31 protein-coding genes are annotated in these 26,187 nt (G+C 64.4%); 15 read left to right on the forward strand and 16 right to left on the reverse strand.

Annotation, left to right across the window (positions count from 1 at the left end; genetic code table 11):
- Positions 1–15: 15 nt before the first annotated feature.
- On the reverse strand, positions 16–858 hold the full coding sequence (locus LDH74_RS06245) for a manganese catalase family protein (protein ID WP_226041658.1): 843 nt from the start codon (positions 856–858) through the stop codon (positions 16–18).
- A 387-nt stretch (positions 859–1,245) separates the two neighbouring features.
- Between LDH74_RS06245 and LDH74_RS06250 the strand changes: the two genes are divergently transcribed.
- A complete protein-coding gene (locus tag LDH74_RS06250; protein ID WP_226041659.1) occupies positions 1,246–1,428 on the forward strand; it encodes a hypothetical protein in 183 nt (60 codons plus the stop codon).
- Positions 1,429–1,479: 51 nt separating this feature from the next.
- Here LDH74_RS06250 and LDH74_RS06255 read toward each other — a convergent pair whose 3' ends face one another.
- Positions 1,480–2,388, reverse strand: a complete 909-nt coding sequence (locus LDH74_RS06255) for a heme-copper oxidase subunit III (RefSeq protein WP_226041660.1) — start codon at positions 2,386–2,388, stop codon at positions 1,480–1,482.
- A 154-nt stretch (positions 2,389–2,542) separates the two neighbouring features.
- A complete protein-coding gene (locus LDH74_RS06260; protein WP_226041661.1) occupies positions 2,543–3,934 on the reverse strand; it encodes an NAD(P)/FAD-dependent oxidoreductase in 1,392 nt (463 codons plus the stop codon).
- Between the two features lie 637 nt (positions 3,935–4,571).
- On the opposite strand from LDH74_RS06260, the gene LDH74_RS06265 reads away from it, so the two are divergent.
- Together LDH74_RS06265 and LDH74_RS06270 are read left to right on the forward strand one after the other, a co-directional pair.
- The gene (locus LDH74_RS06265) at positions 4,572–5,546 is read left to right on the forward strand and encodes a D-2-hydroxyacid dehydrogenase (RefSeq protein ID WP_226041662.1); all 975 of its coding nucleotides are present in this window, start codon (positions 4,572–4,574) and stop codon (positions 5,544–5,546) included.
- Positions 5,547–5,705: 159 nt separating this feature from the next.
- Entirely contained in the window at positions 5,706–6,137 is a 432-nt protein-coding gene (locus tag LDH74_RS06270; protein WP_226041663.1) for a universal stress protein, read from the forward strand.
- Positions 6,138–6,217: 80 nt separating this feature from the next.
- Here the strand turns inward: LDH74_RS06270 and LDH74_RS06275 are convergent, their stop codons facing one another.
- From LDH74_RS06275 to asd, 3 genes are all read right to left on the reverse strand, one after another.
- Positions 6,218–6,526 (reverse strand): HalOD1 output domain-containing protein, encoded by a 309-nt coding sequence (locus LDH74_RS06275; protein ID WP_226041664.1) that lies wholly within the window; start codon positions 6,524–6,526, stop codon positions 6,218–6,220.
- Positions 6,527–6,579: 53 nt separating this feature from the next.
- Positions 6,580–7,224: a helix-turn-helix domain-containing protein gene (locus LDH74_RS06280; protein WP_226041665.1), complete on the reverse strand. Its 645-nt coding sequence runs from the start codon at positions 7,222–7,224 to the stop codon at positions 6,580–6,582.
- 209 nt (positions 7,225–7,433) lie between these two features.
- On the reverse strand, positions 7,434–8,468 hold the full coding sequence (gene asd, locus LDH74_RS06285) for an aspartate-semialdehyde dehydrogenase (protein ID WP_226041666.1): 1,035 nt from the start codon (positions 8,466–8,468) through the stop codon (positions 7,434–7,436).
- Between the two features lie 243 nt (positions 8,469–8,711).
- Here asd and LDH74_RS06290 point away from each other — a divergent pair, with 243 nt between their 5' ends.
- A complete protein-coding gene (locus tag LDH74_RS06290) occupies positions 8,712–8,978 on the forward strand; it encodes a hypothetical protein (protein ID WP_226041667.1) in 267 nt (88 codons plus the stop codon).
- 234 nt (positions 8,979–9,212) lie between these two features.
- Here the strand turns inward: LDH74_RS06290 and LDH74_RS06295 are convergent, their stop codons facing one another.
- The 3 genes from LDH74_RS06295 to LDH74_RS06305 all read right to left on the reverse strand — a co-directional run bounded on the left by LDH74_RS06295 (position 9,213) and on the right by LDH74_RS06305 (position 10,989).
- Complete coding sequence (locus tag LDH74_RS06295; RefSeq protein WP_006432730.1) at positions 9,213–9,404, reverse strand: 30S ribosomal protein S17e; 192 nt, start codon at positions 9,402–9,404, stop codon at positions 9,213–9,215.
- Positions 9,405–9,469: 65 nt separating this feature from the next.
- Complete coding sequence (locus LDH74_RS06300; protein WP_226041668.1) at positions 9,470–10,141, reverse strand: DUF447 domain-containing protein; 672 nt, start codon at positions 10,139–10,141, stop codon at positions 9,470–9,472.
- Positions 10,138–10,989 (reverse strand): triphosphoribosyl-dephospho-CoA synthase, encoded by an 852-nt coding sequence (locus LDH74_RS06305; RefSeq protein WP_226041669.1) that lies wholly within the window; start codon positions 10,987–10,989, stop codon positions 10,138–10,140. The genes LDH74_RS06300 and LDH74_RS06305 overlap by 4 nt, the downstream gene beginning before the upstream one ends.
- A gap of 135 nt (positions 10,990–11,124) precedes the next feature.
- Here LDH74_RS06305 and LDH74_RS06310 point away from each other — a divergent pair, with 135 nt between their 5' ends.
- Positions 11,125–11,469, forward strand: a complete 345-nt coding sequence (locus tag LDH74_RS06310; RefSeq protein WP_226041670.1) for a cupin domain-containing protein — start codon at positions 11,125–11,127, stop codon at positions 11,467–11,469.
- Between the two features lie 61 nt (positions 11,470–11,530).
- Here the strand turns inward: LDH74_RS06310 and LDH74_RS06315 are convergent, their stop codons facing one another.
- Positions 11,531–11,941, reverse strand: coding sequence for a helix-turn-helix domain-containing protein (locus LDH74_RS06315; RefSeq protein WP_226041671.1), 411 nt, complete (start codon positions 11,939–11,941; stop codon positions 11,531–11,533).
- Between the two features lie 106 nt (positions 11,942–12,047).
- On the opposite strand from LDH74_RS06315, the gene LDH74_RS06320 reads away from it, so the two are divergent.
- Positions 12,048–12,641 (forward strand): hypothetical protein, encoded by a 594-nt coding sequence (locus LDH74_RS06320; RefSeq protein WP_226041672.1) that lies wholly within the window; start codon positions 12,048–12,050, stop codon positions 12,639–12,641.
- 108 nt (positions 12,642–12,749) lie between these two features.
- On the opposite strand, the gene LDH74_RS06325 is transcribed toward LDH74_RS06320, so the two are convergent.
- A complete protein-coding gene (locus tag LDH74_RS06325; RefSeq protein WP_226041673.1) occupies positions 12,750–13,394 on the reverse strand; it encodes a hypothetical protein in 645 nt (214 codons plus the stop codon).
- Entirely contained in the window at positions 13,391–14,302 is a 912-nt protein-coding gene (locus LDH74_RS06330) for an RsmB/NOP family class I SAM-dependent RNA methyltransferase (RefSeq protein ID WP_226041674.1), read from the reverse strand. The genes LDH74_RS06325 and LDH74_RS06330 overlap by 4 nt, the downstream gene beginning before the upstream one ends.
- 157 nt (positions 14,303–14,459) lie before the next feature.
- On the opposite strand from LDH74_RS06330, the gene LDH74_RS06335 reads away from it, so the two are divergent.
- From LDH74_RS06335 to LDH74_RS06360, 7 genes are all read left to right on the forward strand, one after another.
- Positions 14,460–14,675 carry a hypothetical protein gene (locus LDH74_RS06335; RefSeq protein ID WP_226041675.1) on the forward strand — a complete coding sequence of 72 codons (216 nt, stop codon included), beginning with the start codon at positions 14,460–14,462 and terminating at the stop codon, positions 14,673–14,675.
- An 88-nt stretch (positions 14,676–14,763) separates the two neighbouring features.
- The gene (locus tag LDH74_RS06340) at positions 14,764–15,510 is read left to right on the forward strand and encodes a PAC2 family protein (RefSeq protein WP_226041676.1); all 747 of its coding nucleotides are present in this window, start codon (positions 14,764–14,766) and stop codon (positions 15,508–15,510) included.
- 139 nt (positions 15,511–15,649) lie between these two features.
- On the forward strand, positions 15,650–15,973 hold the full coding sequence (locus LDH74_RS26635; protein ID WP_345778541.1) for a hypothetical protein: 324 nt from the start codon (positions 15,650–15,652) through the stop codon (positions 15,971–15,973).
- Between the two features lie 242 nt (positions 15,974–16,215).
- Positions 16,216–17,640, forward strand: coding sequence for an amidase (locus LDH74_RS06345; RefSeq protein WP_226041677.1), 1,425 nt, complete (start codon positions 16,216–16,218; stop codon positions 17,638–17,640).
- Between the two features lie 138 nt (positions 17,641–17,778).
- The gene (locus LDH74_RS06350) at positions 17,779–18,621 is read left to right on the forward strand and encodes an aldo/keto reductase (protein WP_226041678.1); all 843 of its coding nucleotides are present in this window, start codon (positions 17,779–17,781) and stop codon (positions 18,619–18,621) included.
- A 147-nt stretch (positions 18,622–18,768) separates the two neighbouring features.
- Positions 18,769–19,539 carry a hypothetical protein gene (locus LDH74_RS06355; RefSeq protein WP_226041679.1) on the forward strand — a complete coding sequence of 257 codons (771 nt, stop codon included), beginning with the start codon at positions 18,769–18,771 and terminating at the stop codon, positions 19,537–19,539.
- Between the two features lie 91 nt (positions 19,540–19,630).
- Entirely contained in the window at positions 19,631–19,825 is a 195-nt protein-coding gene (locus tag LDH74_RS06360; RefSeq protein ID WP_226041680.1) for a hypothetical protein, read from the forward strand.
- Between the two features lie 138 nt (positions 19,826–19,963).
- On the opposite strand, the gene LDH74_RS06365 is transcribed toward LDH74_RS06360, so the two are convergent.
- Positions 19,964–20,935: a phosphoadenosine phosphosulfate reductase family protein gene (locus tag LDH74_RS06365; RefSeq protein ID WP_226041681.1), complete on the reverse strand. Its 972-nt coding sequence runs from the start codon at positions 20,933–20,935 to the stop codon at positions 19,964–19,966.
- 632 nt (positions 20,936–21,567) lie between these two features.
- On the opposite strand from LDH74_RS06365, the gene LDH74_RS06370 reads away from it, so the two are divergent.
- Positions 21,568–22,680: a glutamate-cysteine ligase family protein gene (locus tag LDH74_RS06370; RefSeq protein ID WP_226041682.1), complete on the forward strand. Its 1,113-nt coding sequence runs from the start codon at positions 21,568–21,570 to the stop codon at positions 22,678–22,680.
- A 101-nt stretch (positions 22,681–22,781) separates the two neighbouring features.
- The gene (locus tag LDH74_RS06375) at positions 22,782–23,522 is read left to right on the forward strand and encodes an SDR family oxidoreductase (RefSeq protein WP_226041683.1); all 741 of its coding nucleotides are present in this window, start codon (positions 22,782–22,784) and stop codon (positions 23,520–23,522) included.
- Between the two features lie 67 nt (positions 23,523–23,589).
- Here LDH74_RS06375 and LDH74_RS06380 read toward each other — a convergent pair whose 3' ends face one another.
- From LDH74_RS06380 to LDH74_RS06390, 3 genes are all read right to left on the reverse strand, one after another.
- The gene (locus LDH74_RS06380; protein ID WP_226041684.1) at positions 23,590–23,916 is read right to left on the reverse strand and encodes a zinc ribbon domain-containing protein; all 327 of its coding nucleotides are present in this window, start codon (positions 23,914–23,916) and stop codon (positions 23,590–23,592) included.
- Positions 23,917–24,054: 138 nt separating this feature from the next.
- Positions 24,055–25,338: a PQQ-dependent sugar dehydrogenase gene (locus tag LDH74_RS06385; protein WP_226041685.1), complete on the reverse strand. Its 1,284-nt coding sequence runs from the start codon at positions 25,336–25,338 to the stop codon at positions 24,055–24,057.
- Positions 25,339–25,492: 154 nt separating this feature from the next.
- The gene (locus LDH74_RS06390; RefSeq protein ID WP_226041686.1) at positions 25,493–26,077 is read right to left on the reverse strand and encodes a hypothetical protein; all 585 of its coding nucleotides are present in this window, start codon (positions 26,075–26,077) and stop codon (positions 25,493–25,495) included.
- Positions 26,078–26,187: the final 110 nt, after the last annotated feature.

The following is a 26,187-nucleotide window of genomic DNA, read 5'->3' on the forward strand; positions in this document are numbered from 1 at the left end:
TACGTCGAGTCCGTTCTATTCGCTCGAGTCGGACGATTCGTTCGTCCTGTTCGGCGTGTCGTTTGTCATCGGACTAGGCTGGGGAGCGATGACTTCGCCGTCGCCCGGCTGTTCGGCGGCGAAGGAGAACTGTCCCTTGCCGTCCGGGGCGTCGCCCTGAGTCCACGGATACTCGGGGTCCGGTTGTTCTTCCCGCCTGGTCGACATGAACGTGTAGTTGAACTCCTGATTCTCCTGTTCCTGCGGAAAGCTCGCGGGCACCGGCACCGGGTCATCGAGCGTCTCGAGGGCCTGTAGCCACTGGTTTTGGTGCATGGTGTCCCGGGCGATCAAATAGGAGAGCATGTCCTTCATGCCGGGATCGTCGGTGTACTCCCAGAGCCGCGTCGCGAGGGTCCGACCGGTCGATTCGGCCATTACGTTCGCGTAGAGGTCGCCGGCGAGGTTTCCCGACGCGACGATGTAGTTGCCGGTGAACGGGGCACCGCTACTGTCGACGGGCATGGCCGATTCGCCCGCCGAGAGGAACTGGCGCGGATTCTGACCCGTCATCGCCGCGGCCGTTGCCGCGGTCTCCTGGGCGTCCTCGCTCATCTGCGTGGACGAGCCCCGGAGATTCTTCGTGACGGCCGACGCGAGCATCTCGATGTGGCCGAGTTCCTCGGCCGCGGTCTCCATCAGCAGGTTTCGATACTCCTCGTACCCCTCTGGGAGGGCCCAGGCCTGGAACATGTACTGCATAGCGACGCGCATCTCACCTTCCTGGCCGCCGATCGCTTGCTGGAGGAGCTTCGCGAAGTGCGGGTCCGGTTCTTCGACGGTAACCTCGTACTGGAGCTCCGGTTCTTGGAAGAACATCGCACTCACCCCTGCCCACATCCAGTGGGATAAACCACTGTTCCGGCTCCGTCTGAACCTTTTACCGACTGGTAATTGATTGAGATAGATCACTCAGATCCCATTGAACGGACGCCGTCAGTTCCGCTGCCATCGGTCAGGGAACGTCTCTCTCGAGCCCGACCGGTCGTTCGAGTTCGGCCCCGTCCAGGGTTCGTCGGGAGTCACCACCACTCCTCTCGTTACCGTCGGTCTCGAGTGACCGACCGGACTCGAACGGGACAGCGAACCGCGGGGCGGTGGGACAGCAGTGAATCCGCCGAGGCCGCCCCGTCACTCGCATTCGATCGGCCACCGGGGGTTTTTCTATGCTGGCTGTGGTACGAATCGGTCCCCGAGGTGACCCTGGTGGGTAACAACCACGACAAACAGCGAGCGGCGGCGACGTGTGAACACTGCGGAGAGATCGGTATCGTCCAGGTCTGGCCCGACGGCAATCTCCAACCCCTCGGACAGACGGATTTCTGCGATTGTGCGTCTCCTACGCTCGAGGTCCTCGAGACGGATCTCGATCACGACGAAATACCGTGAACCGTCCCAACGGATGCTCAGTCGTCTGTCCGACCTGGCCGTCCGGTCTCCTCACACCGACGCGCCGACGTAGAGGACGACGACGAGGAAGAGCCAGACGACGTCGACGAAGTGCCAGTACAGCGAGACGGTCGCGACGGACGTATCGCGATCCGGTCCGTAGTGTCCTCGAAGCGCCCGCCAGCAGAGGACGGTGATCCCGCCGATGCCCAGCGCGACGTGGAACCCGTGGAGCCCGGTCAGCCCGAAGAACGCGGTTCCGAAGATACCGCTCGTGAGGGTAAACCCTTCCGCGGCGATGAACTCGTAATACTCGTAGACCTGCCCGGCGAGGAAGACGAGGCCGAGTCCGAGCGTCGTTCCGAGCAGTCCGATGAATCGTCGTCGGTTGTCGGCCTCGAGCGCCTCGTGCGCGTAGTGGAAGGTGACGCTGCTCGCGATCAGGATGGCTGTATTGACGACCACGAGGGAGCCGAGCAGCGGCGGGAGCGCTTCCGGTGGCCACGAGCCGATCCTGACGAAGAAGTAGTAGACGAATAGCGCGCCGAACGTCGAGACGTCGGTCGCGAGAAAGAGCAGCGTCGTCGAGACGTATGATTCGCGCGATTTGAAGGCCCCCTGTGCGTCTCGAGCCGGTGCCAGAAACGCCTGATTGACCCAGCCCGCGATGCCGGCCAGCAGGACGATCGCCCCGACAACCGCGAGGCCGATGCCGATGAGCGGCGGGAGGAGGCCGGTTTCGTTCCCGAGGATGGAGATCGCGACGCCGCCGTAGAGCCCGGCGGCTCCCGCGGCGGCGACGAGCGGCCAGCGACTCCGGTGGTCGTGCTCATCGTGGTCACCGTGGCCGCGATGGTCGCCGTACTCTTCGGGAGCCTGCCCCTCGGGAACGCGATGTCCGGAGCCGTCGGCTCGAGGGGGGGCTTTATCGGACGGATCAGTGCGTCCACCAGAGTCCATACCCCCGCTTCCATGTCGACCCCGAAAAAGGCTCACTGCGTACAAGCAATTAGGGATGTGTTAGAGTCACGGCTGCAGTTTCGGACTCCCACATGATCGGTTCGTCGGCACTCGAGTCCGCTGGCTCGATCCCGAACCACTGGAACCGGCCGACTCAGTAGAAGTAGTCGGCTTCCGAAAGCTGGACGTAGCGACCGTCGCGGTACTTGAACTTCTGGCGCTTGTACGCGGTGATGATCTTCGCGGCGTCGATTCCGGCGGTGTAGCGCTTGCTGATCAGGGCGTTGTCCGATCCGTTGCCCTGCATGTCGTTGACGGTGTCGAACGCCCAGTCCCAATCGTCGGGCCCGTAGTCCGCGACGATGTCCGCGAAGGCGACGTTCCGCAGGATCTCGTCGCCGATCGCCCGCTTCCAGATGTCGTTGTAGTTCGCGATCGAGTCCGTCGCGGCGAGTCGGCCGGCGATCTTGCCGGTGCGGACGGCGACGTGGTAGCCGCCCTCGTGAAACGCCGACGTCGTGCCCATCGCGCCGCCGGCGACGGCGATGTTCGCGCCGACGGGCGATTCGATCGGTCGCGTCGATGAGATCGGATAGGTTTCAGTGCCCTTCGACTTCCCGCGGTCTTCGACTCGCGGAATGTCCGTCTCGATATCGTACTCGTCGCCGTACTCCTGTTCGAGGAGGCGGCTGATGTACTCGGCACCCGAAGGAATCCGGTCGTCGTCGGGTCGCAGGAGCCTGTAGGAACCGGGGTTCTCGACGTCGGCGAGCTCCATCCCGATGGGCATCGTCAGGCCGACGCGGGCGACCGTGCCGTCGTTCGGGAAGATCCACGGGTAGGCGGTCTCGCCGGGCATGTACCCCCACCAGAACTTCAGCCGGTCCTCGAACTCCGCGAACAGTTCGGGCGGGAACTCCCGATACTCCTGATACGCGATGTGATTCGCTTTCGGCGGCGAGAGGTGATCGGAGACGCTCCGGCCGGGCGCCGTGAATTGGTCGAGCGCGTCGAGCGTGATCCGCCGCTGTGGGCCGTCCGCGAGGACGACGTACTGGGCCTCGAGGTCGTCACCGTTCGAAAGCGTCAGCGTGTGGGTCGGCCCCTGCGGACCGGACGCTCGCAGATCGGTCTCGAGGTCTTTGACGCCCACCCCGACGCGAAGGTCGGCACCCGCGTCGGTCGCTCGCTCGTAGAGCCAGTCGTCCATGCGCGCGCGATGGAAGGTGTACCCGAACTTGGGGTAGCTGGCTTCCATCCCCGTCGTCCGCAACTCGAGGTTGCTGTTCGGGCCGACGAACTCCGTGGCCTCGAGTTCCCGGTGGATGACTTCGTCGGGAATCTCCCGGTAGTCGAACTCCATGATGTCGATCCAGTAGTCGAGCATCCCGGCAGCGTCGGTCGAATCCGGCCCCGGTCCCTCGCGGTCCTCCCGGGGAACCCCCTGCTCGAAGAGCACCGTTTCGGCACCGTGGGCTGCAGCCTGCTCGGCCGCGGACGCACCAGCGGGGCCGCCGCCGACGATCGCGACGTCTACGCGTTCCATACGCCGTGGGGACTCAGTGAGCCATTATAAAAACTGCGAGGAAGATCCCGTACAGTGAGACGATCTTCGACTATAGTGGCCGCTGAAAGTCTTCGCACACCTGATCGCATGACAGCGATGCGGTCCGCGTGTCAATTCTTTCCTATAGTGTCGTCCGGCGGCACCGTCGCTCGAGGGATCGGTATCGCGACGGTAGCGACGGTTACTATTGATCGGTTCGCCGTCGTTAAAAGAAATTTCTGAGGAGCACCAGTAAGAGTCCGGAGAGAACCACGAAAGTGAGGAATCCCATCGCGATAATCCCCGCTTGCCGTCCGGTGAGTGATTCGCCATCGAGGAACTTCTCTGAGGGCATGGTATCCGACTTCGCAATTCTCTCGCTTAAACATGATGATCTCATCACCCGACGGCCCGGGATACCGATGGTGCGAGCGAATTTGCCTGCTGTCGTAGCCACTGAAACGGTTGACACGCAGACCGCAACGCGGTTCGTGCGATCAGGGTGGGATGACTTTCAGTGGCTACGATACCAAATCACGGTTCGTGTCCCGCCGATCCGATCCGTCGCGGTCGTACAGGGAAGGGGCACAGTGCCGCGAGACGAACGTTTTTGATCGCACTGGACGAGTCCACGGACATGAGCGAGACTACCGCGCCGGACGTGCTCGTCCTCCGGAAGGGGACTCACGGCATTCCGATCGAACAGTACGCCGACGCCATTCGCGACCGACTGCCGGACCACACCGTCGGGCTCGCGCGCACGCCGGCCGAGGAGCGCGAGGCGATCCGGGACGCGACGTTCGTCACTGGCATGACCCTCGAGGAGGATCTGCTCGACGCAGCTGAGAACCTCTCGGTCTTCGCCTGCGCGTACGCGGGGACCGGCCACCTCCCCCTCGAGGAACTCGAGGAACGAGATGTCGCGGTGACGAACGCCTCGGGCGTCCACGGGCCGAACATCGGCGAGCACGTGCTGGGGGCAATTTTGCACTTCACCCGACGGTTCCACGTCGGCGCGCGCCGCCAGCGCCGCCGCGAGTGGCGACATTACAGGGCCCACGAACTGCAGGGATCGACGGTTACCGTCGTCGGACTGGGCGCGATCGGACGGGCGGTCTGCGACCGACTCGAGCCGTTCGGCGTCGAGACGATCGGCGTGCGCTACACGCCCGAGAAGGGCGGCCCGACCGACGAAGTGATCGGATTCGATGACGCGGCGTTCGACGACGCGCTCGCGCGCACGGACTACCTCGTGCTCGCCTGTCCGCTGACGGAGACGACCCGCGGCCTGCTCGACCGCGAGGCGTTCGTGACGATCGATCCCGAGGCGGTACTGGTCAACGTCGCCCGCGGCCCGGTCGTCGAGACGGACGCGCTGGTCGAGGCCCTGCGGTCGAACTGGATCCGCGGCGCGTCGCTCGACGTGACCGATCCCGAACCGCTGCCCGAGGAGCACCCGCTCTGGACGTTCGAAAACGTCCAGATCACGCCCCACAACGCGGGCCACACGCCGCAGTACTACGACCGGCTGGCCGATATCGTCGCCGAAAACGTCACTCGGATCGACGCCGACGGGGCCGACGCCGATCTCGAGAATCAGGTCCTCCCCTGATCGGTGCCGGCCGAACGGTGCCGTCACCTGTCCGATCGACCGGTGCCGTCATCCACCCGTCCACCCCCGCGATCTGACTCACTTTTTTAGCCTTCTGCTGCGAATCACGCGTATGGAACTGATACTACCGACCGGTCCTGCGCGAGTGGAGGAACGACGATGACACTGACGTTCGACGGCACAGTTCTGGTTCCCGTCGCCGATCCGGACGACGGGGAGCGAACGGCTGCGGCGCTCGCGCCGCACCTCGCGCCCTCGAGTACGGTGCTCGTCGTCAACGTAATCGAGAAGGCCGGCGGTGCGCCCGACAAGGCCTCCGTCGAACAGCGCGAGGAGTACGCTCGAGAGATTTTCGAGCGTGCTCAGGGGCCGCTCGAGGGGGTGGCCGGAACGGTCGAGACAGCGATCCTCTTTGGGACCGACGTCGTCGAGACGATCATGGACGCGGCGTCGGAGCGAGCGGTCGACGCCGTGGTCTTCGAACCTCGGGAGGGAAACCGGTTCGTGGAACTGATCACCGGCGACGTGGCCCGTCGGCTAGTGAGACGGGCGTCGGTTCCCGTCGTCGCGCTGCCGCGAACCGACGAATAGGAGTCGCTAAAACGACCCGTCTCCCACCTTCACACCACCCCGCTTCGTTCCTTCTCGGAGGGGTCTTCGTCTCGAGTCGATTACTGCCGATCGGAAAGGACGACCCAGCCGGTCTGGTCGACCGTAACCCGATAGCCGGCGTACTCGAACGTGACGCAGCCGACGGGCCGGTCGGCCGTTCCCGTCGATCGGAACAACGAATCGAGCGCGGACGGGTCGATCACGTCGTACAGCGGTCCGAACTCGTCGGCGATCTCGAGTGCGTCCAGTTCGGAGTTCGCGGCGATCGCCTCGACGACCGCCCCGGAGAGCGACTGATCCTGGCCTGCCTGATACGTCCCGCGTTCGCCTTTCGGTTGCGACTCGTCGGTCGGGGTTTCGGTTTCCATACCTATTCTACCGGAGCAACGGGGGAAACGATCCCCCTTGGAGGGTCAACGATTTAAGAGGGGGTGCGCTCGCGGAGCGTGTTTCGGAGCAGATTGGCCTGCCCCCGCCGGAGGCGAGCGGAGAGGGCCTGATCCGAGATGTCCAGTTTCGCGGCGACCGCCGAGAGCGTCGTCTCCCGCGGCACGTCGAAGTAGCCCTCTTCGAGCGCGATGAGAAGCGCTTCTCGCTGTCTGTCCGTGATCTCGTACCGATCGCCGGACTGCGTCGATTCGCTGAAGATCCGTTCGATTCGGAACGGAATGTCCCGTTCGCGACAGGCGTCGCGGTAGGCGAACAGCGCCTCGCGCGTCGGGACGCGAGCGCGGATTCTCGTGTCCCTCGTGACGGTGATATCCAGATACGCGATATCGTACTCGGCAGCCGTCGGATAGGTCAGGTGTTTCTCGCCCAGTTCCGACAGCGTACCGCTGTAGAGACGGCGGTCGCCCGTCGCCTCGAGGAGGGTGAACTCGGAGACGGTCTCGTCGTCGTCCAGCGCATCGTCGACGCCCTCGAGGTCCTCGCCGTCGGTCCAGAAGATGAATTTCGTCTCGCCAGCCGACGAGTAAAAAATTTCCTCGACGTCGATTCTCGAGACGGCTTCGGACGCTCGTCGGAGGATCGGCGTCTCGATCTCGAACTCGACGATGAGGACCATACGATGATCGACGATGTACTACGAGACGCACGGTTGTTATAGTAGCCGCTAGAAGTCAACCCACACCCGATCGTGCGATTGCGTTGCAATCAGTGTGACTCGTTTCAGTGGCCACTATCTGCTGTCGAAGTAATCAGTTCGGTCCGCACAGCGCATACGTATCACGGCCCGTCTCAATCCACTACGCGGCCGAGAAATCGGTCGACCGACTAGATGTAGCCGTTCTCGAGCAACAGTTCGCCGTTGAGGACGCTCGCGCCGGCGGCACCGCGGATCGTATTGTGTGCGAGACAGTTGTACTGGAGTCCGAACGGCGACTCCTGCAGGCCGCCCGCGGCGATGGCCATCCCGCCGCCGAGCGTGCGGTCCATCCGCGGCTGCGGTCGATCCGGCTCCTCGAAGACGTGGATGAGCGGGTCGGGCGAGGAGCGCAGGTCGAGCGAGGGGTACTCCCGCATGGCCTCGGCGGCCGCCTCGGGGGTGAGTTCGTCTTCGGTTTCGACCCAGACGTTCTCGAGGTGGCCGTCGATCGTCGGGATGCGATTACACGACGCCGAGACAGCCATGTCGTTGTGGCTGAGCGACGCGCCGTCGAAGTCGCCGAGCAGCTTTCGGGATTCGGTCTCGAGTTTGTCCTCCTCGCTGCCGATGTAGGGGATGGCGTTGTCGATGATCTCCATCGAGGAGACGCCGTCGTAGCCCGCGCCGGAAACGGCCTGCAGCGTCGAGACGTGGACCTTCTCGAGACCGAAGTCGGTCAGGGCCGCGAGCGTGGGGACGAAGGTGATCGTCGAGCAGTTCGGGTTCTTGACCATCGCACCGTCCCAGCCGCGCTCGTCGCGCTGGACCTCGAGCAGGTCGATGTGTTCGGGGTTGACCTCCGGGATTACGAGGGGGATGTCGTCGTCCATCCGGCCGTTCGAGGAGTTCGAGGAGACGACGTAGCCCGCGTCACAGAATCCGGGCTCGACCGCTGCGCCGACGCTCGAGGGGAGCGACGAGAACAGGAGGTCGATATCGTCGGGAACCTCGTCGGGGTCGGTCGCCGTGACGGTCGAATCGGCGACGTCCGCCGGGATGGGGCTGTCGACGCGCCACTTCGCGGCCTGTCGATACGTCTTGCCGGCGCTCGCGTCGCTCGCGGTCAGCGCTGCGATCTCGAACTCCGGGTGGGGATCGAGAAGCTGAATGAGTCGCTGTCCGACGGCGCCGGTCGCACCGAGTACGCCTACTCGTACTGCCATTTTCCGCCACTCCGAGTCGTGTCCGCAAAACCGTTTGGGTTTTCGGTAGCGCGTGTCAATCGACGGAGGCACCGGCCGAGGGGGTCTCCGAACAGTGCTCTGGGGAAAAGCACCCCCGTCCGATGGCTCTGACATCGCGAGACAGCGGGTCGCGACGGTCGGATAGAAGATATTAAGAAACGGGAGCGGTTCCTAGCGACCGATGCACTACCGACAGGATCGACTCGAGGCCGCCGGCCAGAGGTGGTCCCGATGACGAGTTCGACCACGAGTACGAGCGATCGGGGACTGCTCGACACGCGGTTCAGCATGGGTGCGGCGGCCCTCGCGGCCGTCGCGGCACTGTTGGCCCTCGCGTTCGGCTATCTCGGGTTTATCGACGGCGTGTTGCCGGGGATCGGCTATCAGCTCTCCATTTTGACGGGTGCGGTCGGGCTCGTGTTCGGGCTCGGCGTCGCCCTCGTGGCGCTCGTCGCCGCGGTCTACATGGAGCCCGGTCTCGACAAATAACTCGACTTTTCGGTCGCGTTGCGACCAGTACCAGTTTCCGATCGTCGACGCTTCGCCACGGCTTCGATTGGCGACGCGCGAGTTCCGACCGCTAGCGAAGCGACTGACCTCCGGCGCGGCAGGGACTTCCAGCAATGTCACGGAAACCGTTGACCGACGGCTCTCGAGCGAGTCCAGCAGCCCTGCAGCTCGGTATCGTGTTGTGTAACGACTGTTCGCGGCGAGAATACCGACTTACGCGGGGACTTCTGCGCCTTTCTTTCGAGTCACGTAGCCCGCGATGCGGTTGCGGACGCCTTTCGACTCGACGTTGGTGAGCTTCGTGACGCTCTCTTTGTTCTGCTCGAAATCGGTCGTGAACGCCTCCGGATACCGCTCCAGGAGGAGGGTCCCGGTCTTCTTGACGTAGGCCGGTTTGATTGCCATGTGGAGTGGTTCCGTCCAGAGGCTCTTAATCCCTTTCTCTTCGCCGCTCCGGAATATCGATCGAGTCACTCCTCGCTTCGAGGCTCCCAGCTCGAGTGCTCCCGCACTCGCTCGAGCGCCTCGCGCTCGCGCGGTCCCCCAGCCCGATCGACGACGGAGGCGCAGTACGCGAGCCGATCGCGGAGTTCGGCTTCGTCGTAGTCGGGGACCGAGAGCCGCGAGGCGGCGACGGTCGCCTCGACGACGGCTCCGAAGCCGCGGTCGATCGTCGGGACCCGTTCGCTCACGGTTCGCGACTCGAGCGGGGTGAGCGTCCACGCCTCCCAGTCGGTGCCGCCGTCGGTTCCGGACTCGATGCGTTCGACGCTCACGCGTACACACGCACTCGCGGACTCGAGGATCGGCTCCTCGAGTTCGACGATCGAGAGGGCGGCGTCGGCGAAGTCGACGGGGTCGTCGACGAACTGCACGCGGGCCTCGCCCCGTCGGTGGAAGTTCCGGCGAGTGCGAGTATTTCCCCAGGTCCGTGCGGTGACGGGATCGCCGGCGCGAAGGCCGAGCGCGGCGGCGTTCCACAGACCGTTGGGTCCCAGCGTGGTCACGACCGACTCGGTGACGCCCGAGAGGGCGACGGGCCACTCCGCCGGTGTGGATTCGTCGCGGTCGCTTTCGGCCGTCCCAGTGGTTCGATCGTCGTCTATCCCTCGGCTCCCACGCGTCGTCCGATCGTCGGTCATAGCTCGATCGCCCCGTGCTCGAGCGCGACGAACAACCCGGCCGCGGTGACGTCCGCCGTCGTCCCCGGGTTGATCCCGCGCTCGACGAGGTCGTCGGCGAAGGCCTCGACGGTGTCGCGATCCGTCTGGAGGGCGTCGTCCGCGACCAGCTCCGCGGCGCGGTCGGTCACCTCTCGGGCGGTCGCCTCGTCGTGGCGCGTCGCGACGAGAGTGTCGGGCCGCTCGGCGAGCAGCGAGAGGAAGACCGCCGCGGTCCGCTCCGAGACCGTGCCGTCCGCCTCGGCGAGTCGTTCGGCGGCCCCGAACGACCGGTCGAATCCCCGGACCCACTCGCGAGCGACGTCGTCCCCCGGGACGCTTCGCTCCATGACGTCGAACAGCGTCAGTCCGCGTTCCTCGAGGGCCGGAACCGCGTCCGAACCCCGGCGCACGTCGAGGGCCGTCATGTTCTCGGGCGGCTCGCCGACGCCCACGTCGACGTGATCGAACGCGCGGTAGAACGACGCCGCGTCGCCGACGGTCGTCTCCCGAACGACGGCCTCGGCGACGGGCTGGGAGAGGTCGTCGCGGGCGGCCCGCACGAGCGGGACGAGTAACAGTAGCGCCCCGAACTGGGTGTTTCCGCCCTCCTGGGCGGCCATCTCCTCGACGGCCCGCTCGAACGCCGGCCCGACCGCCGCGCCGTCGGCCGCCAGCTCGAGTCCCTCGCGAGCCCCCACCGCTCCGGCGAGGAAGTGTTCGAACCGCAGCTCCGCGAGGTCGCGGTGGCGGTCGACGTTGCCCGGTTTAGGCGTCCCCGCCACCTCGAGGAGCAGTGCCAGTTCCGCGTTCTGTGCCGGCGATCGCATACGTCCCGTTGCGTCCCGGGATGGCTTAGGGATGCGGGTTGTTCGCTGGGGCTCCGGACCGCGAGACGGTGACCGAAGGTGGTAGACGGGTTCGCCGTCCCACTGCTTTAAGAGTCGAAACGTAAACGATGGGGTATGGGCTACGATACCGCAGCCAAGACCGATCCGGACTCAGTTATCGACGAGGAGTGGGGCGGCATGTGGTTCCTCAAGGAAGACCTCGCGACCGACGAACTCGGACTCTCCGTACTCGAACTCGAGCCCGGTGGCAAGGGCATGGAACACGCCGAGGCCGAGTCCGGGCAGGAGGAGGTGTACTACGTGGTCGAGGGAACAATCGATATCGAGCTTTCAGACGCAGACGAGACGGTGACGCTCGAGACGGACGAGGCGATTCGATTGGATCCCGAGGAGACCCGACAGATCCACAACCGCGGCGACGAGCGCGCGAAGCTCGTGCTGGTTGGCGCGCCGCTGTGAGGTGCCGTCGCTGTCCGCTGTAATGTCACGATTGCTGTACAAAAGACTGGTTCTAACGCGGTTACCGATCGGGACGAGGGGCGTTTTCCGCGGCGTCGACCTCGTCCGGTTTCTCTACGCGCGAGTAGAGTTCTTGCCAGTGTTCCTCGACGAAGACGTCGTTCCGGTCAAAGAGTTCACGAGCGCTCTCCGTAAGACCGTAGAACTTGCTTGGTTGGTCGTTCGTCCGCTGCCCGCGGGGGAACGCGACGACTTCGACGACCCCTGCGTCGATGAGGGTATTCAGATGGTCGCGAACCGTCGTTCGGTGTAGCCCGGTCGTGAACTCCAACTCCTTCATCGAGGGGAGGGACTGCGGGTGGGCGACGATGTCCGCAACGATGTCTCGGCGTGATTCTTCTGCCAGCGCTTCAGCGACGCTAAAGAACCGTGTATCGTCGCGAGGGGCAGCCGAAGCACCAGTCCGTGGCATCTCACTCGGACGTACAGGTTCCGCATAGATAACGATGTGGGGCGCCACCCACATCAACGAGCTAAGGTTTAAAGATTGACTAGTGTCGGGCAATCAGCGCTTCGTAATGGCCGAGGATCGATTGCAGCAGCTTATCGAGGACACGCTCACGTACTCCGAGAGAGGGGAGGCGGAATTGAAAATCGAGGACTATCGATCCCTTCGACGTGCACTTCACACGGACGTCCTCGATATAATCGCTGCTGACCGGTCGTTTTTCGTCCTCGGAAGTTACAACGACGAGGAAAAACGCCGTCTCGGGAAAACCGTCGAGCAGCTCTACAATGATGGACATGCATTTCTGTTAGATGATACACTCGAGGTGTGGGAAAACTGGACGACGCACTTCAAAATCTACGCGGATCGGGCAACGCACATCATCGGCGTGTTCGAACACGCTGACGGCGGCCACGAGTGGGAAGCTGGATACCTGGACCATCGCGAATATCGGCGGAAGACGTACATCTTGAAGCGTCGGTACCCATCGACGGTGCCGACAGACGAACCATTCGACGGGATGATGGCCCACTACATGCTCCTCGTGGACCGACGCGGACAGCTCGTCGAATGGGACGGCGACGAAAACGCGTCAGCGGCCGAATTAGAACGCAGTCTCGAAGCCGCAATCGACGAGTTCCGCGATTCTGAGCTCTCCTCGTAGATACGCTCTCCCGTTTCTCATTGCAGTCGTTGTACTGACCGCCCTTCGTTCAGCCCTCGACCGGTATTCGACGACCGTCGTCGACAGAAGCCGGAGTGCCGACGATCGTCAGGACTCGAGGTCGCGCTGTCGGCCCTTCGGCACCATCGAGCGCAGTTCGCCGTGGACGTAGAGGCCGACGCCGAGCGGTTCGCGCGCGTCGCGCTCGACGGCCTCTTCTCGCGGGCTTCGCCCGCTCGAACTGTTCGAGGCGCGCAGCGCCTCGCTTTCACCCTCTCGCGATGATCGGCCCTCCGGCCCGACCCCGACATCGTGGGCGGCGATGAGATAGCCCCAGTCGCCATCCCACTCGAGTTCCTGGTCCTCGCCGGCCGCGAATCGGCGGGCCTGCTCGCGCTCGAGTTCGATCACGCACTCGGTCGCGTGCGTGCCGAAACGCTGGACGAAGTCCGTCGTGGGCTTCCAGTGCTCCTGTCGGGTCCGCAGGCAGGTCATGCCGATCGCCTCGATTTCGATGGGCGTCGGCGCGTCGCCGGCGTAGATCCAGATCTTGCCCGCGCCCTTCTCCCAGAAGGTGAAGTCGTCGAACGTCTCGGACGGAATGCCGAACCGATCGGCGAAGAGAGTGACCACCTCCTCGCGCGTGGCCCGGCCCTCGACGGTTCGCTCCGCTTCGGTCGCGGGCAGTCGATCGAACCGCTGGCCGTCGTTCGTCTCCGGTAGGGTGCCGTCGCCATCTCGTTCGTCGCTCATTCGGCGGTCACCTCCAGTTTCGCGACGAAGAAGCCGCCCGTGTCGTTCTGGTGTGGATAGATCCGGGCCGCGTTTTCGAGACTCGAGTCGAACGCCTCGCCGTCCCACTCGGTCAATCCCGGCGAGTGCTCGAGGCCGAGGTCGAAGTCGACGACGCGGCAGGATTCGGTCTCGAGCGCGTGCTGGACGACGGCTTCGTTCTCCTCGGGCGCGAAGGTACACGTCGAGTAGACGACGGTCCCGTCCTCACGGGTGGCCTGGATCGCACGCCGGAGGATCCCCTTCTGGATACCCGCGACGGAGGAGATGTGCCCCTCGGACCAGTTATCGAGCGCGTCGGGGTTCTTCCGGATCGTCCCCTCGCAGGAACAGGGCGCGTCGACGAGCGTACGGTCGAACTCGTCGAAGTCGAAGCGCTCGAGCGAGTAGTTGCGCGCGTCGGCGTTGGTCACCGCGAGGCTGGTCGCGCCGAGCCGTTCGGCGTTGAATCGCAGCGCGGAGATGCGCCCGAGGTTGTTGTCGTTCGCGACGACCGTTCCGCGGTCGTCCATCAGCGCCGCGATCTGGGTCGCCTTCCCGCCGGGAGCGGCACAGCAGTCCCAGACTCGCTCCCCTGGATCGGGATCGAGGACGACCGGCGGCACCGCCGAGACCTCCTCCTGCCCGTGGGTAAAGCCGTGAAAGGAGGTCCACGTCGAACCCGGCGAGTCGGTCTCGAGGTCCAGAACCCGCGGGTTCCAGTCGGCCTGCTCGAAGGCTACGCCCTCCTCCGCGAGGGCCGCGAGCGTCCGCTCGACGGAGGCTTTGATCGTATTGACGCGGACGGCGTTGCCGAGGGGCCGCTCGCAGGCCGCGAGAAAGGCGTCGAAGTCGTCGATGATCGGTCGATACCGCTCGAGTGGCTCCATCGAGCGCGGATTCGAGTGCGCGGCGCTTGTGCGTTTCGAAGGCGAGGGAAGCGGACCGTCGCTGCGGTCGCGACTGTATACCGCTGCCTATCTCAGCGGATCTCTCAATAGGCCTCCTAGAAACCGCTTTCAGCGAAGGTGAGAGACGTGCGTTCGTATGTCAACGGGTTCACCGAGCGACGACGAATCGGCGCGAACGCAGGCGACCCTGGAGTCGCGGGACCGTTCGACCGAGTGTCCCCTCTGTCAACTGACCGGCGAGAGTCCAGACCACGTCTATCGCCACCTCCAGGTCGGTCACCGGAAGAGCGATATCGCGGACGCGCTCGTCGATGTCATCTCGGCTCGAGAAGAAACACCGCTCTCCGAGTAAAGGCGCGGGGCCGTTGGCGACGACACCCGGCCGCTTGCGCTGTCGTGCCGCCCTCGATTTTATGCCGCTGACGGCCGTCGGTCCGAGTATGGCCGAAATCCGCGTGCAAGGGCCGGAACCGGAACTCGAGAATCCGACGCTGGTCGAGGGGTTCCCGGGCGTCGGTCTCGTCGGGAAAATCGCAACCGATCACCTCGTCGAGGAACTCGAGATGCGCTACTACGCGAGCGTCCACTGCGAGGGACTGCCCCGGATCGGCGTCTATCGGAGCGGTGATCGAACGGTGCGGCCGCCAGTGCGGCTCTACGTCAGCGAGGACCACGACCTCATCGCCCTCCAGAGCGACACGCCGATCGCCTCGCAGGCCGTCGAGAGCGTCGCCGACTGCCTGACCGGCTGGATCGTCGAACGGGAGGCCACCCCGATCTACCTCAGCGGACTGCCCGCCGAACGCGACGGCGATAATCGACCTGCTCTCTACGGGATCGCGACCGGCAACGGCGGCGATCGACTCGAGGCGGCCGATATCCCGATTCCGTCGGAGGACGGCGTTATCACCGGGCCGACGGGGGCGCTCATCAACCGCGCCGCACAGGAAGACTACGGTAGCCTCGGCCTCGTCGTCGAGTGCAGCCCGCAGTTCCCCGACCCCGAAGCCGCGAGCGTCCTGCTCGAGGACGGTATCGCGCCGGTCACCGACCTCGAGGTCGACGTTCAGGAACTCGTCGACCACGCCGAGGAGATCCGGGCGAAACGAGAGCAGTTGGCCCAGCAGATGCAGGCGATCGGCCAGGACGAGAGTTCGCAGGCCCAGCCGTTGCGGATGTACCAGTAGAAGAAGTGGGTAATACGGGTTCTACATTCAGCGAACCCGCAACTACTCCTCCCCGTCTACAACCCTTTCTGTTTTCGCTACCAGCGTCTTGTCGGCATCATCTTTAGATAACCCTGTCTGATGCTAGAAACCGTACGTTATGGCTCGTGAGACAGCACCACCTTCTCGAGAGGAGATCGAAGAACGCATTCAACAGGTCGGTAGATACTCCCGCATGGTTCGTATCGGACTGCTGATCATACTAACTGCGTTTCTGTTAGCCGTTGGTATCGTTCTTCCCGCAAATCTTGAGAGCCCATCACAGGCAATCGAGTCGATACTGATGCCGCTCACGTTCGTCGGACTGGGGACCATCTTGTACGGAATTGGAATGCATCTTCACTTGATGCATTTAAATCTCGTCCGCCAGTTACAGCCTGAACCGACGGACGACCAACGGTCAGCTCCCAACTCAGACGACTGATTTCGAGCGAAACGCAGAATCGAGTGCGTTCAGTTCACATCTGTCGTTACCGAACCGCCCGATACAGTGTCACACCTGTCTAACGAAAGCGTCATACCATCTATCGGTAGCGGGTCCCCCTTCGCTCTCTCGGCGAGCGCCGAAGGATGTGACTACCAGTCAGCCGGCGAAACTACGATTCACGCCCCGACATCCCGAAAGTCAAGCTAACGTATATCACGACCACGGGTGGTCCTAGCGGTATGTCACGCGAGACAGAACTCACGCGGCTCTCCGCAGTGAAGCTCGCCGCTCGAATCCGCGACGGTGACGTAACAGCGACCGAGGCCGTCGAGACCCACCTCGAGCGGATCGACGAGCGAGACGACGAGATCAACGCCTTCGTCACGGTCTGTGCAGACGAGGCGCTCGAGGCTGCCGCAGAAGCCGACCGGGCGCTCGAAGAGGGCGAGAACGGTGGACCGCTCCACGGTGTCCCGCTCGCGCTGAAGGATCTCGGCGCGCAGAAAGCGGGCGTCCGCCACACGTACGGTTCGGCGCTCTTCGCGGACCACGTCGCGGATCGGACCGCGGCGATCGTCGAGCGCCTCGAGGACGCCGGTGCGATCGTGATCGGGAAGACGAACACGCCGGAGCTGGGTCACAAGGGGACGACCGACAACGAGGTGATCGGTCCGACCGCGTCGCCGATCGACACCGACCTCAATGCGGGCGGCTCCTCGGGGGGCTCGGCGGCGGCGGTTTCGGCCGGGATGACCCCGATCGCGACGGGGAGCGACGCGGGCGGCTCGCTGCGAATCCCGGCCGCGGCCTGCGGGGTCTACGGGTTCAAGCCGACGTTCGGGCTCGTCCCCGACGACGGCAGACCGAGCGCGTTCGGCCGAGAGCTCCAGCACGTCACGAAGGGGCCGATGACCCGAACCGTCAAAGACGCCGCGCTCATGCTGTCAGTGATGGCCGGTCCGCACGCCGCCGATCCGAACGCCGTTCCCATCGAGATCGACTACCGCGGGGCCCTCGAGCGGTCGATCGACGACTACCGGATCGCGTACAGTCCGGACCTCGACGTCTTCCCGGTCGCGGACGAGGTCCGGGCGGTCGTCGACGGCGCGGTCGACGCGCTGGCGGCTACCGGCGCGACCGTCGAGACAGTGTCCGTCGACCACGGCTACTCGATGGCCGAACTGGGTGAGGCCGCGATGCCCGCGTACACGACGTCCGTCCTCGAGAGCGCGACGATCGTCGAGGAGGCTCACGGCGTGGATTTCCGAGAGCGGTCCGACGAGGTCTCCGACAGCCTGCTCGCGATGCTCCACGTCGCCGACGAGTACGGCCCCGCGGACGTCGCCCGGTCGGGAATCGTCAGAACGGGCGTCTACGACGCCATCGAGGGCGTGCTGGCGGAATACGACCTGCTGGTGGCACCGACGCTCTCGCGCGCCGACGTGGGACTCCACGCCGACCTCGGGGCCGAGGCCTGGGAATGGCCGATGACGTGGCCGTTCAACTGGACCGGCCACCCCGTCGCGTCCGCGCCCGCCGGCCTGACGAACCGCGGCCACCCCGTCGGCCTGCAACTCGTCGGTGGCCGGTTCGCCGACGACGACGTCCTCGCGGCGAGCGCGGCGCTCGAGCGCGAGCGGCCCTGGGACCATCTCTACGAATGACTCGAGAAACTGCCGAGACGACGACCCACGGGTGACGGTCTCGAGGCACATACTGCCACCCCGTTACACCCGCTGTCGCACGGCGAACCGCTGTCCGCAACCCAAACCCATTTTCACGTTCTCCCCCATCGTTCGAACATGGGAACTGAAGACGCAGAAGCGATCGCTCCAGGCACGTGTCCGACCGCCAGCGGCATGCCGATGCTCGGCCTCGGCACCTGGCAGAACGACGATCCCGAGCAGTGCGTCGAGAGCGTTCGGACGGCCCTCGAGACGGGCTATCGACACATCGACACCGCCCAAGCCTACGGCAATGAAGACGCCGTCGGTGACGGTATCGCGGCCGCTGACGTCGACCGCGAAGAGATATTCCTCGCGACCAAGCTCTGGACGTCGAACCTCGCATACGACGACGTCCTCGAGACGGCTCGAGACAGCCTCGACCGGCTGGGCGTCGACTCGCTCGACCTGCTGTACGTCCACTGGCCGTCGGGGGAGTACGACCCCGAGGAGACCCTGTCGGCCCTCTCCGAACTGTACGACGAGGGGCTGATCGAGAACGCCGGGGTCAGTAACTTCCTCCCCGAAGACCTGGAGGTGGCCGTCGACGCCTGCGACGCGCCGATCTTCGCAAATCAGGTCGAACTCCACCCGCTGCTTCCCCAGGAGGAGGTCCGAGAGGCCTGTGACAACTACGACGTGGAGGTCGTCGGCTACTCGCCGCTGGCACGCGGGCAAGTCTTTAACCAGGCCGAGATTCAGGAGGTCGCCGCGAAACACGATGCCAGCGAGGCGCAGGTCAGCCTCGCCTGGGCGCGCGAGAAGGGGGTCACCACGATTCCGAAAGCGACCGGCGCGGACCACATCGGCGACAACTGGGAGTCGCTGACCGTGGAACTCGATCGGGAGGATATCGACACGATCGACGCGATCGACGAGACGAGCCGCCAGGTCGACCCCGACTTCGCCCCCTGGAACTGATCGACGACGGGTTGCACAGCGCTCATTTGAATCGCTCCGTTCACCGTCGATAGCCGCTGTACGGTCTCACATCGGGGCTATCATCGACATATCACTCGGAAAGAAAAAGCAGGAAAGTTTACGGTACACCGGCTTTTTGGCTCGCGTATGTCTACCCGCTCACAACGCGGTGGCGGCGGTGGGCTCGTCGGCGCGATCAAGGCCGACGCTCGGCGGTTACACGGGGCCTGGATGGAGATCGTCTTCCCCAGGCAACGCGGCCGCGGTCACTCCGTCATGGGCAAGTGGAAGCCCGAGTCCCTCCCGCAGAAGGTCGGCTATCACGGCTGGAGCGTACTCGGGGTCATCGGCTTGCTCTTCCTCTATCCGTTAACTGTACTCGGTCTCGGAACCCGCTTCTACGCGGCGAAACTCGACTCGACCAGGACCAGACTGGGCATCGTCGGCGTCACTGGCGTCGCACTGCTCGGCTGGGGGCTGCTGACGATCGCCTGGGGTGCGATGTCGTACATGGATCAGGTCGAGATCCCACTCGAGGCGGTCCTCGCGGTCGCAGCGGCGAGTGGCGTCGCGACCGTTTCGACCGCGCTCGCCGCGACGTTCTCGAAGGTCGGCGGTCGCGCCACGACGGCCATCCTCGCGTACCCGTTCGCGATGACGGCGCTGTTCCTCCCGCCCGTCGTCGCCGCGCTCGTCACGCCGTCGCTGCATCCCTACATCCTCGACCCCAGCTACGACTTCGCCGTCTGGGCGCTCGACAACGTACTGTTCGTCGGCGGTCTGAGCGACTATCTGCGCGATAATTACACGCTCGAGGGGCCGGCCTACGCTGCGATGTGGGTCGGAATCTCGTTCCCGCTGGGCTGGTTCCTCGGGACCGTCGTGGCACTGGCGAATCTGGTTCGTCCGTCGCAATAGTTCGGTCGCCGTCTCTCGTTCACCGTTCAATCTTCGTGAACGGACTGCCGATTCCCGATACCATTAGTCGTCGGGTTCCCAATCACTGCACATGGAGTTCGACCTTCCTACGACTGCTGCCGCATTTATCGCCGTCATCGCGCTCGGCGTCGTCGGCCTGATCGCCGCGCCCATGATGGAGATGGACACCGTACTGACGATGGTCGCACCGTCGATGATCGTCTTCGGGCTCATCATGTTGGGACTCGGGATCAAACACGGCGAGTACCGTACGACAGGCCAATAGTAACGGACCGGAGAATCTCTCGAGACGAGCAATTCCGTCGTATCGGTGCGGAGACGGCTCGTATTGCCTCTCTATGGAGCGAACGAAAATCGAGAAATCGATAGTTGCGTGTCAGTCACCGGCCGACGGCGAGGCAGCCTACATGTAGCCCAGATCGCGCAGTCGCTCCATCAGGTCTTCTTTGTCCTGGGCGCGGCCCGCGCGCTCGGTGGTGCCTTCGAGGTCCTGCAGCCAGGCGGGATCCTCGTCGGCCTTCTCCGTGCTGACTTCGCTGCCCAGCGAGCGGAAACCGGCGAAGTACTTCGGCGAAATCGGAACGTCGTCCTGTTCGACGCCCTCGGGGAGGTCGGTGTCGGTTTCGGGAACGTAGCCTTCCTCGGGGAAGTTCTCGACCGTGTCCGGGACCACGAAGTTCCAGAACGCCTGCCACACGGCGGCCTCGTCGAACTGCAGAATGGGCTGGATGCGGTCGTGGGGCGGGTAGATATCCGGATCGTGGCGCGGCGAGAAGAACGTCTCGTCGGCGCGGGCCTCCTGTTCGTCCCAGCGGACGCCGGAGATGACGCCGTCGATGTCGTGCTCTTCGAGCGCGTCGTTGAGCGCGACCGTCTTCAGCAGGTGGTTGCCGACGTAGGTGTCGAGCAGGAAGGGGAACGTGTCCTCCTCGTACTCGAGGATATCCTCGACGTGGTGCTGGTTGTGTTCGGAGAGCTCGGAAATGTCGATGTCGTCGCCGGGCTCGAGACCGTGTTCGTCGACGTACTCGCCGACGTCCTCGTTGCGCGCGTAGATCACATCGAGGTCCCACTCGTCGGCCCAGTGGTCGACGAAGTCGTGGATCTCGTCGAAGTGCTGGTAGTGGTCGATGAAGACCGCTTGGGGCACCTCGAGATCGAATCGGTCGGCGACCTCCTTGATGAAGTAAAGGGTGAGCGTCGAGTCCTTGCCGCCGGTCCACATGACCGCCGGGTTCTCGTACTCCTCGAGGCCCTCGCGCGTGACCTCGATCGCTTTCTCGATTTTGTCCTGAATGTGGGGATACTCTTCGGGATCCTCGTCTTCGCCATCGGAATAGTCGACGTTCACGTAGTCGGGGAAGTTCTCAGCCATCTCGTAATTAGATATAATTAGGAGGTGTAAATCCTTTGGGTCGGCGGAAAACTCTGTCGGCATCCCGGACCGCATGGGTCGTCGCGGTTCAATCGACAGCGATGCGTCGCCGTGGGATATCGCACACCGTGTTTTTGTACTCCCATCGAGGACTCGAGTCGGGTGGCGAAACGGGGCACGGTGTCGGAGGTGGCGGCAACTTTCGCTCTCGCAACGGCATGGACCGTCTCGTCTCGGATTGTTGCGCTGACGAGTCACGGACCGGCCCAGGCTGACTTCGAGCGACTGATACGGACCGCTGTAAACCAGTTCCGGAGCAACCGCAAACCGTCCTGCGTTTGCGCCGGGACATCGGTACAACGGCCCGTCTGAGCGGCGAACGGCCACTGACGCCCGATTCGTCGCCCAGTCTATTCGCATGGACCGATCGAACGTATACATATTAGCTGAACAAGAGGACGAACCGGGTCTACTCGGATCGAGGAGGGGCGAATATTTCCTTTCGCGAAAAACTCTTGTATGCTATTCACGGAAGGTAGCGTGTGGTGTGTGAATAGATAGCAAGACCCCGTGTGGCAACTGAACTGGGCGCCCCATCGAACCCCCGAATCAAAATCGCAACCGAGACAGCTGTGGTAGCACACGAATCCGAACCGATACGACGGAGCATCGAAGTCGAGTACTGGGTGATCGACGACGAGGGACGACTGGTCGAACCCGGAGAACTCGTCGACGCGTCGGCGGGTGCCGAACGGGAGTTCGTCGAACCACTGCTCGAGATCAAAACGACACCGTGTGAGACGACGGCGGAATTGCGCGACGAGCTATTCGACCGGGTCGGGCGCGTCGTGCGACGTGCCGACGAACTCGACAGGGGACTCGTCCCGCTCGCGACGCCGATACACGCCGGCGAGATTCCGGACCGCGCGAGCGACAGGACGCGAATCCAGGACCGCGTCATCGGCGACGATTTCGAGTACGTTCGACACTGCGCGGGAACCCATATCCACGTCGAACAACAACCGGGACGCGAGATCGACCAATTGAACGCGCTCATCGCACTCGACCCCGCACTGGCGCTGGCGAACTCCTCGCCGTATTTCCGGGGTCGAAACCTGGCCGTCGGGGCTCAGTCGAAACTCTACCGCTGGATGGCGTACGACGGCATTCCTCACCAGGGTCGGCTGTGGCCCTACGTCGACGATACCGAGGAGTGGACTCGGCGTCTCGAGCGGCGATACGAGGAGTTCGTGACGGCGGCCATCGAGGCGGGAGCCGACCGCGCGACTATCGAGTCGAGCTTCGACCCCGAAAGTGCGGTGTGGACGCCCGTTCAGCTCCGCGACACGTTCGGGACCGTCGAGTGGCGCTCGCCCGACGCCGCTCTCCCGAGTCAGATCATCCGATTGGCCGATCGAGTGGCCGAAATCGTCGGTCACCTCGGCGACGCCGACGTGCGAATCGAGGGGAGGACCGGCTCCGTGACCGAGGACACGATCGTCCTCCCGGAGTTCGACGCGGTAATCGAGTACGTCAACGCCGCGATTCGGGAGGGAGTCGCGTCGGACGCGGTGTGGTCCTACCTCGATCGGATGGGGTTCGACATCGCCGCTTACGAGCCCGTGTCACACGAAATCGACGGTCTTGGACCGGTTTCCCCCGCGGACGCGTGCCGCTTTCGACTCGACCACGCCGAGCGCCTCGAGCGGGACGTTCGACAGGCCAGTCCGATCACCGGCGACTGACGATCCACGGCGGACGATCGGTCGCCGACATCTCGCTTCGATCGACTCGAGCGGGCGTTCACTGGGGAACGTATTACTCCGTGGATACCGACGATCACTCCATGACGACTCTCACCGACGAGACGATCATCGTGACCGGCGCGAGCAAGGGACTCGGACGTTCGATGGCGCTGCACCTCTCGGAACTCGGGGCGAACGTCGTCCTCGTGGCCCGCAGCGAGGACGACCTCGAGGCCGTGGCCGACGCGGCGGACGGCGAGACGCTGGTCGCACCGGCGGACGTTCGCGACGCCGATGCCGTCGACCGCGTCGTCGAGTCGACGCTCGACCGCTTTGGCGGGATCGATACGCTGATCAACAACGCCGGGATCTCGGGACTTAGCTTCGGCGAGGATCGCCGGTCGCTGGTCGAGACGAGCGAAGACGAGTGGGACCAGATTATGGACGTCAACGTGAAAGGAGTCTACCTGTTCACGAAACGTGTCCTCGAGGCAATGCTCGAGAGCGGACAGAAGTCGGGACAGATCATCAACGTCTCTTCCGGCCTCGGCCGCTACGCGATTCCGGACGCCGCAGCGTACATCACGTCGAAGTGGGGCCTCGAGGGGTTCACGCAGGGAGTCGCACTCGAGGTCGAGGATGACGGAATCAACGTCAACGCGATCGATCCCGGCGGTCGGGTGAACACGCGGATCTGGGAGCACCTCCCCGACGACGAGCGCGAGGAGATCCTGCAACCCGACGTGATGGACGACGCCGCCGCGTTGCTGGCCGCACAGGGACCGGACGGCGTCACCGGCGAGTCGATGACCGCCGCGGAGTGGGAAGACCGACTCGAGTGACGAGCGAACGGAGCCACGTCGGACCGGCCGTCAGGACGACCTGAACCGGGCCGCGCCGAACCGATCGTCAGGACGACTCGAGTCGGTTCTGACAGCCGTGACAGTACGTCACGCCTACTCGGTTCGACGCTCCACATGCGGGACACCGAACCGTCGACGAGCCGTTGGCCTCGACGCCCATCTCGTTCGCTAACACGGCGAGTACGTCGTCGTGCTCCGTGAGGTCGTGAGCCCCGTCACGTCCTCGCGTCCGCGCCCACTCGTTGATCAGATCGTCGTCCCGCAGTCGTTCGAGTCCCCGGACCAGTCCCAGAAAGCACAGCGTCGGGGCGATCATCACGAAGGCCGCCACGGCGAGGCGACCGAGGAGTGCGTACGGGCCCGGATCGTCCATACTCGTCGTTCGCCATCGGGACTACAAACGTCTATCGCCGGCTGGCCTCAGCAGGCGGACCCCTCCGCGCCTCCGCGCCCGTCGGGCTTCGCGCCACCGTCGTCCGACTGCGGTGTCCGTGGATCGTGCGAGGCGCACTCACGTGGTGGGGACGACGCGGAAGACCCCGCCCCCGCCGGTACCCGTGCCGAGCGCGTACACCTCTCCCTCGTCGTCGCGACCGAAGGAGAGTAGTCGCTCGAGGGACGTTTCGCCGTCGATCTCGAGGACGGTGGTCGACCACAGTTCGTCGCCGTCATCGGGACGGGTGGCGGCGAACAGCCGCCCCTCGGGCAGGAAGTCACCGAATACGTACGCGCCCTCCAGCGCCGGAAGCGTCGAACTGCGGTAGACGTAGCCGCCGATGACCGACACGCCGCTGACCGCCGATTCCGTCGGCGGGTGCGGATACTCGATGATCGGATCGCGGAACGGCTTACCGCCGCCGGCGGCGCGTTCGGCGGGGTGCTCCGGACAGGTCTCCTCCCGGTAGCAGTGGGTCCCCTCTCTGACGTTCCAGCCGTAGTTCCCGCCCTTCTCGAGGCGGTTGACCTCCTCGTAGTCGCTCTCGCCGACGTCCGCGACGAAGCAGTCGCCGTCGTCGAACGAGAGCCGCCAGGGGTTCCGAAAGCCCCACGCGTAGTACTCGTCGAGGCCCGTTCGTCCGACGAGCGGGTTGTCGTCGGGGACGGCGTACGCTCGATCGGCCGTCCGGTCGTCGACGTCGAGTCGCAGAACGCTTCCCAGGAAGTCCGTCGTGACGTCTTGTCCGCCGCCGCCACCGCCGCCGCCCGCGCCGATGCCGACGTAGAGGAATCCGTCCGGTCCGAACGCGAGATCGCCCCCGTTGTGGAAGTCCGCCGGTTGGGGGATCTCGAGAACGACGCGCCCGGTGTCTCGGCGAACCCTCCTGCCGTCGTCGGTCGCCCGGAACGACGCGAGGATCCCCGTGTGGTCGAAATCCGCCGGCGTTCCGGACTGGCGCGGCGCGCTGAAGTGGACGAACAGCCGGCGGTTCTCGGCGAACTCGGGATGGAGTGTCAGACCCAGTAGCCCGCGCTCACCGCCGGTGCGGACGGTGTCGCGGAGATCGAGAAACGGCTCGTCGCGGAGCCCGTCCGATTCGTGAACGAAAACCCGGCCACCGCGATCGGCGACGTATCGACGATTCGCTCTGGGGGCGAACTCGAGCCCAACCGGCATCTTCACTCCGTCGACTACCGTTTCGAGACCGACCGCGTTCGGGATTCGATCGATCGCGTCCAGTGCGTTCGGCGTCGTGGCATCGTCGGCTCGAGACCGTCTCCCGAAGCCGGCGAGCCCCACTGTCGCGCCGACGGCCGCACCCGTCAGGAACCGCCGTCGGCTGGTGAGGGGTTCCATGGTGGGGTTCGTACAGCCTCGAGGCGGATATAGACCTATTCGGTCGCGATGAACGCTGTTCGCACTCGAAGATTCAGGATCCCGTTGCCGAGGCGTCGGTGACCTCGCCGCTATTCGTCGGTGGGTCGGGGCGCGCGATCGATTCCCGCTTCGCTCAGTCCGTGATGAACTTGTTGTCCCGCCAGTTGACGCCGCCCTCACCCGAGCCGTGATCGCGGGGCCCTTCGACGACTTCGATGTCGGCCGGGCGGGGTTCGCCGTCGACGATCCGGGTCGCATCGAGGTCGCCGTTGCGCTCCGAAATTGCGGTTAGGGTGCCCTTCTCGGCCGCTTCGGCGATCTCACAGAGAACGAGGAACATCTCGTACTGTAACAGCGAGTTCTGGAGGACGGTCTCCCGGTCGCCCTTGAAGGCGGCGAACTCGACGAGTTCGGATTCGATCTCTTCTTCTTCCTCCTCGTCCCAGCTGAAGGACTTCTGTCGCCGCTCGTCGGGATCCTCCTCGTAGACCCGATTTTCCGTGACGCTCGCCTTGAGCTGTGCCGTCGGGGTGTACTTGCTGACGGACTGGTCCTCGGCGACGGCCTTGAGAATCAGCGTGTTGTTCCGTCGCGTGATTTCGACGTCGGTGATCCCGTCAGGGTACTTCGCTTCGTCGATGTGCTCGCGAAGGTCTTCGAGGGGCAGTTCGAGTGTCGAATGCAGCCGATATACGTGTCTGGATTCCTCTGTTGACATTGTGTGGGAAGGTGTGTACGGCGATAGTCGTGATCATCTAGTACGAGGGCGTGACTTATATGACCTGCTATTAAATGTGTGAAATATCAGATCCGGTAAACGAACGAGAC

Origin of the sequence: Natrinema sp. DC36 (assembly GCF_020405225.1) — an archaeon.
Taxonomy (GTDB): Archaea; Halobacteriota; Halobacteria; order Halobacteriales; family Natrialbaceae; genus Natrinema.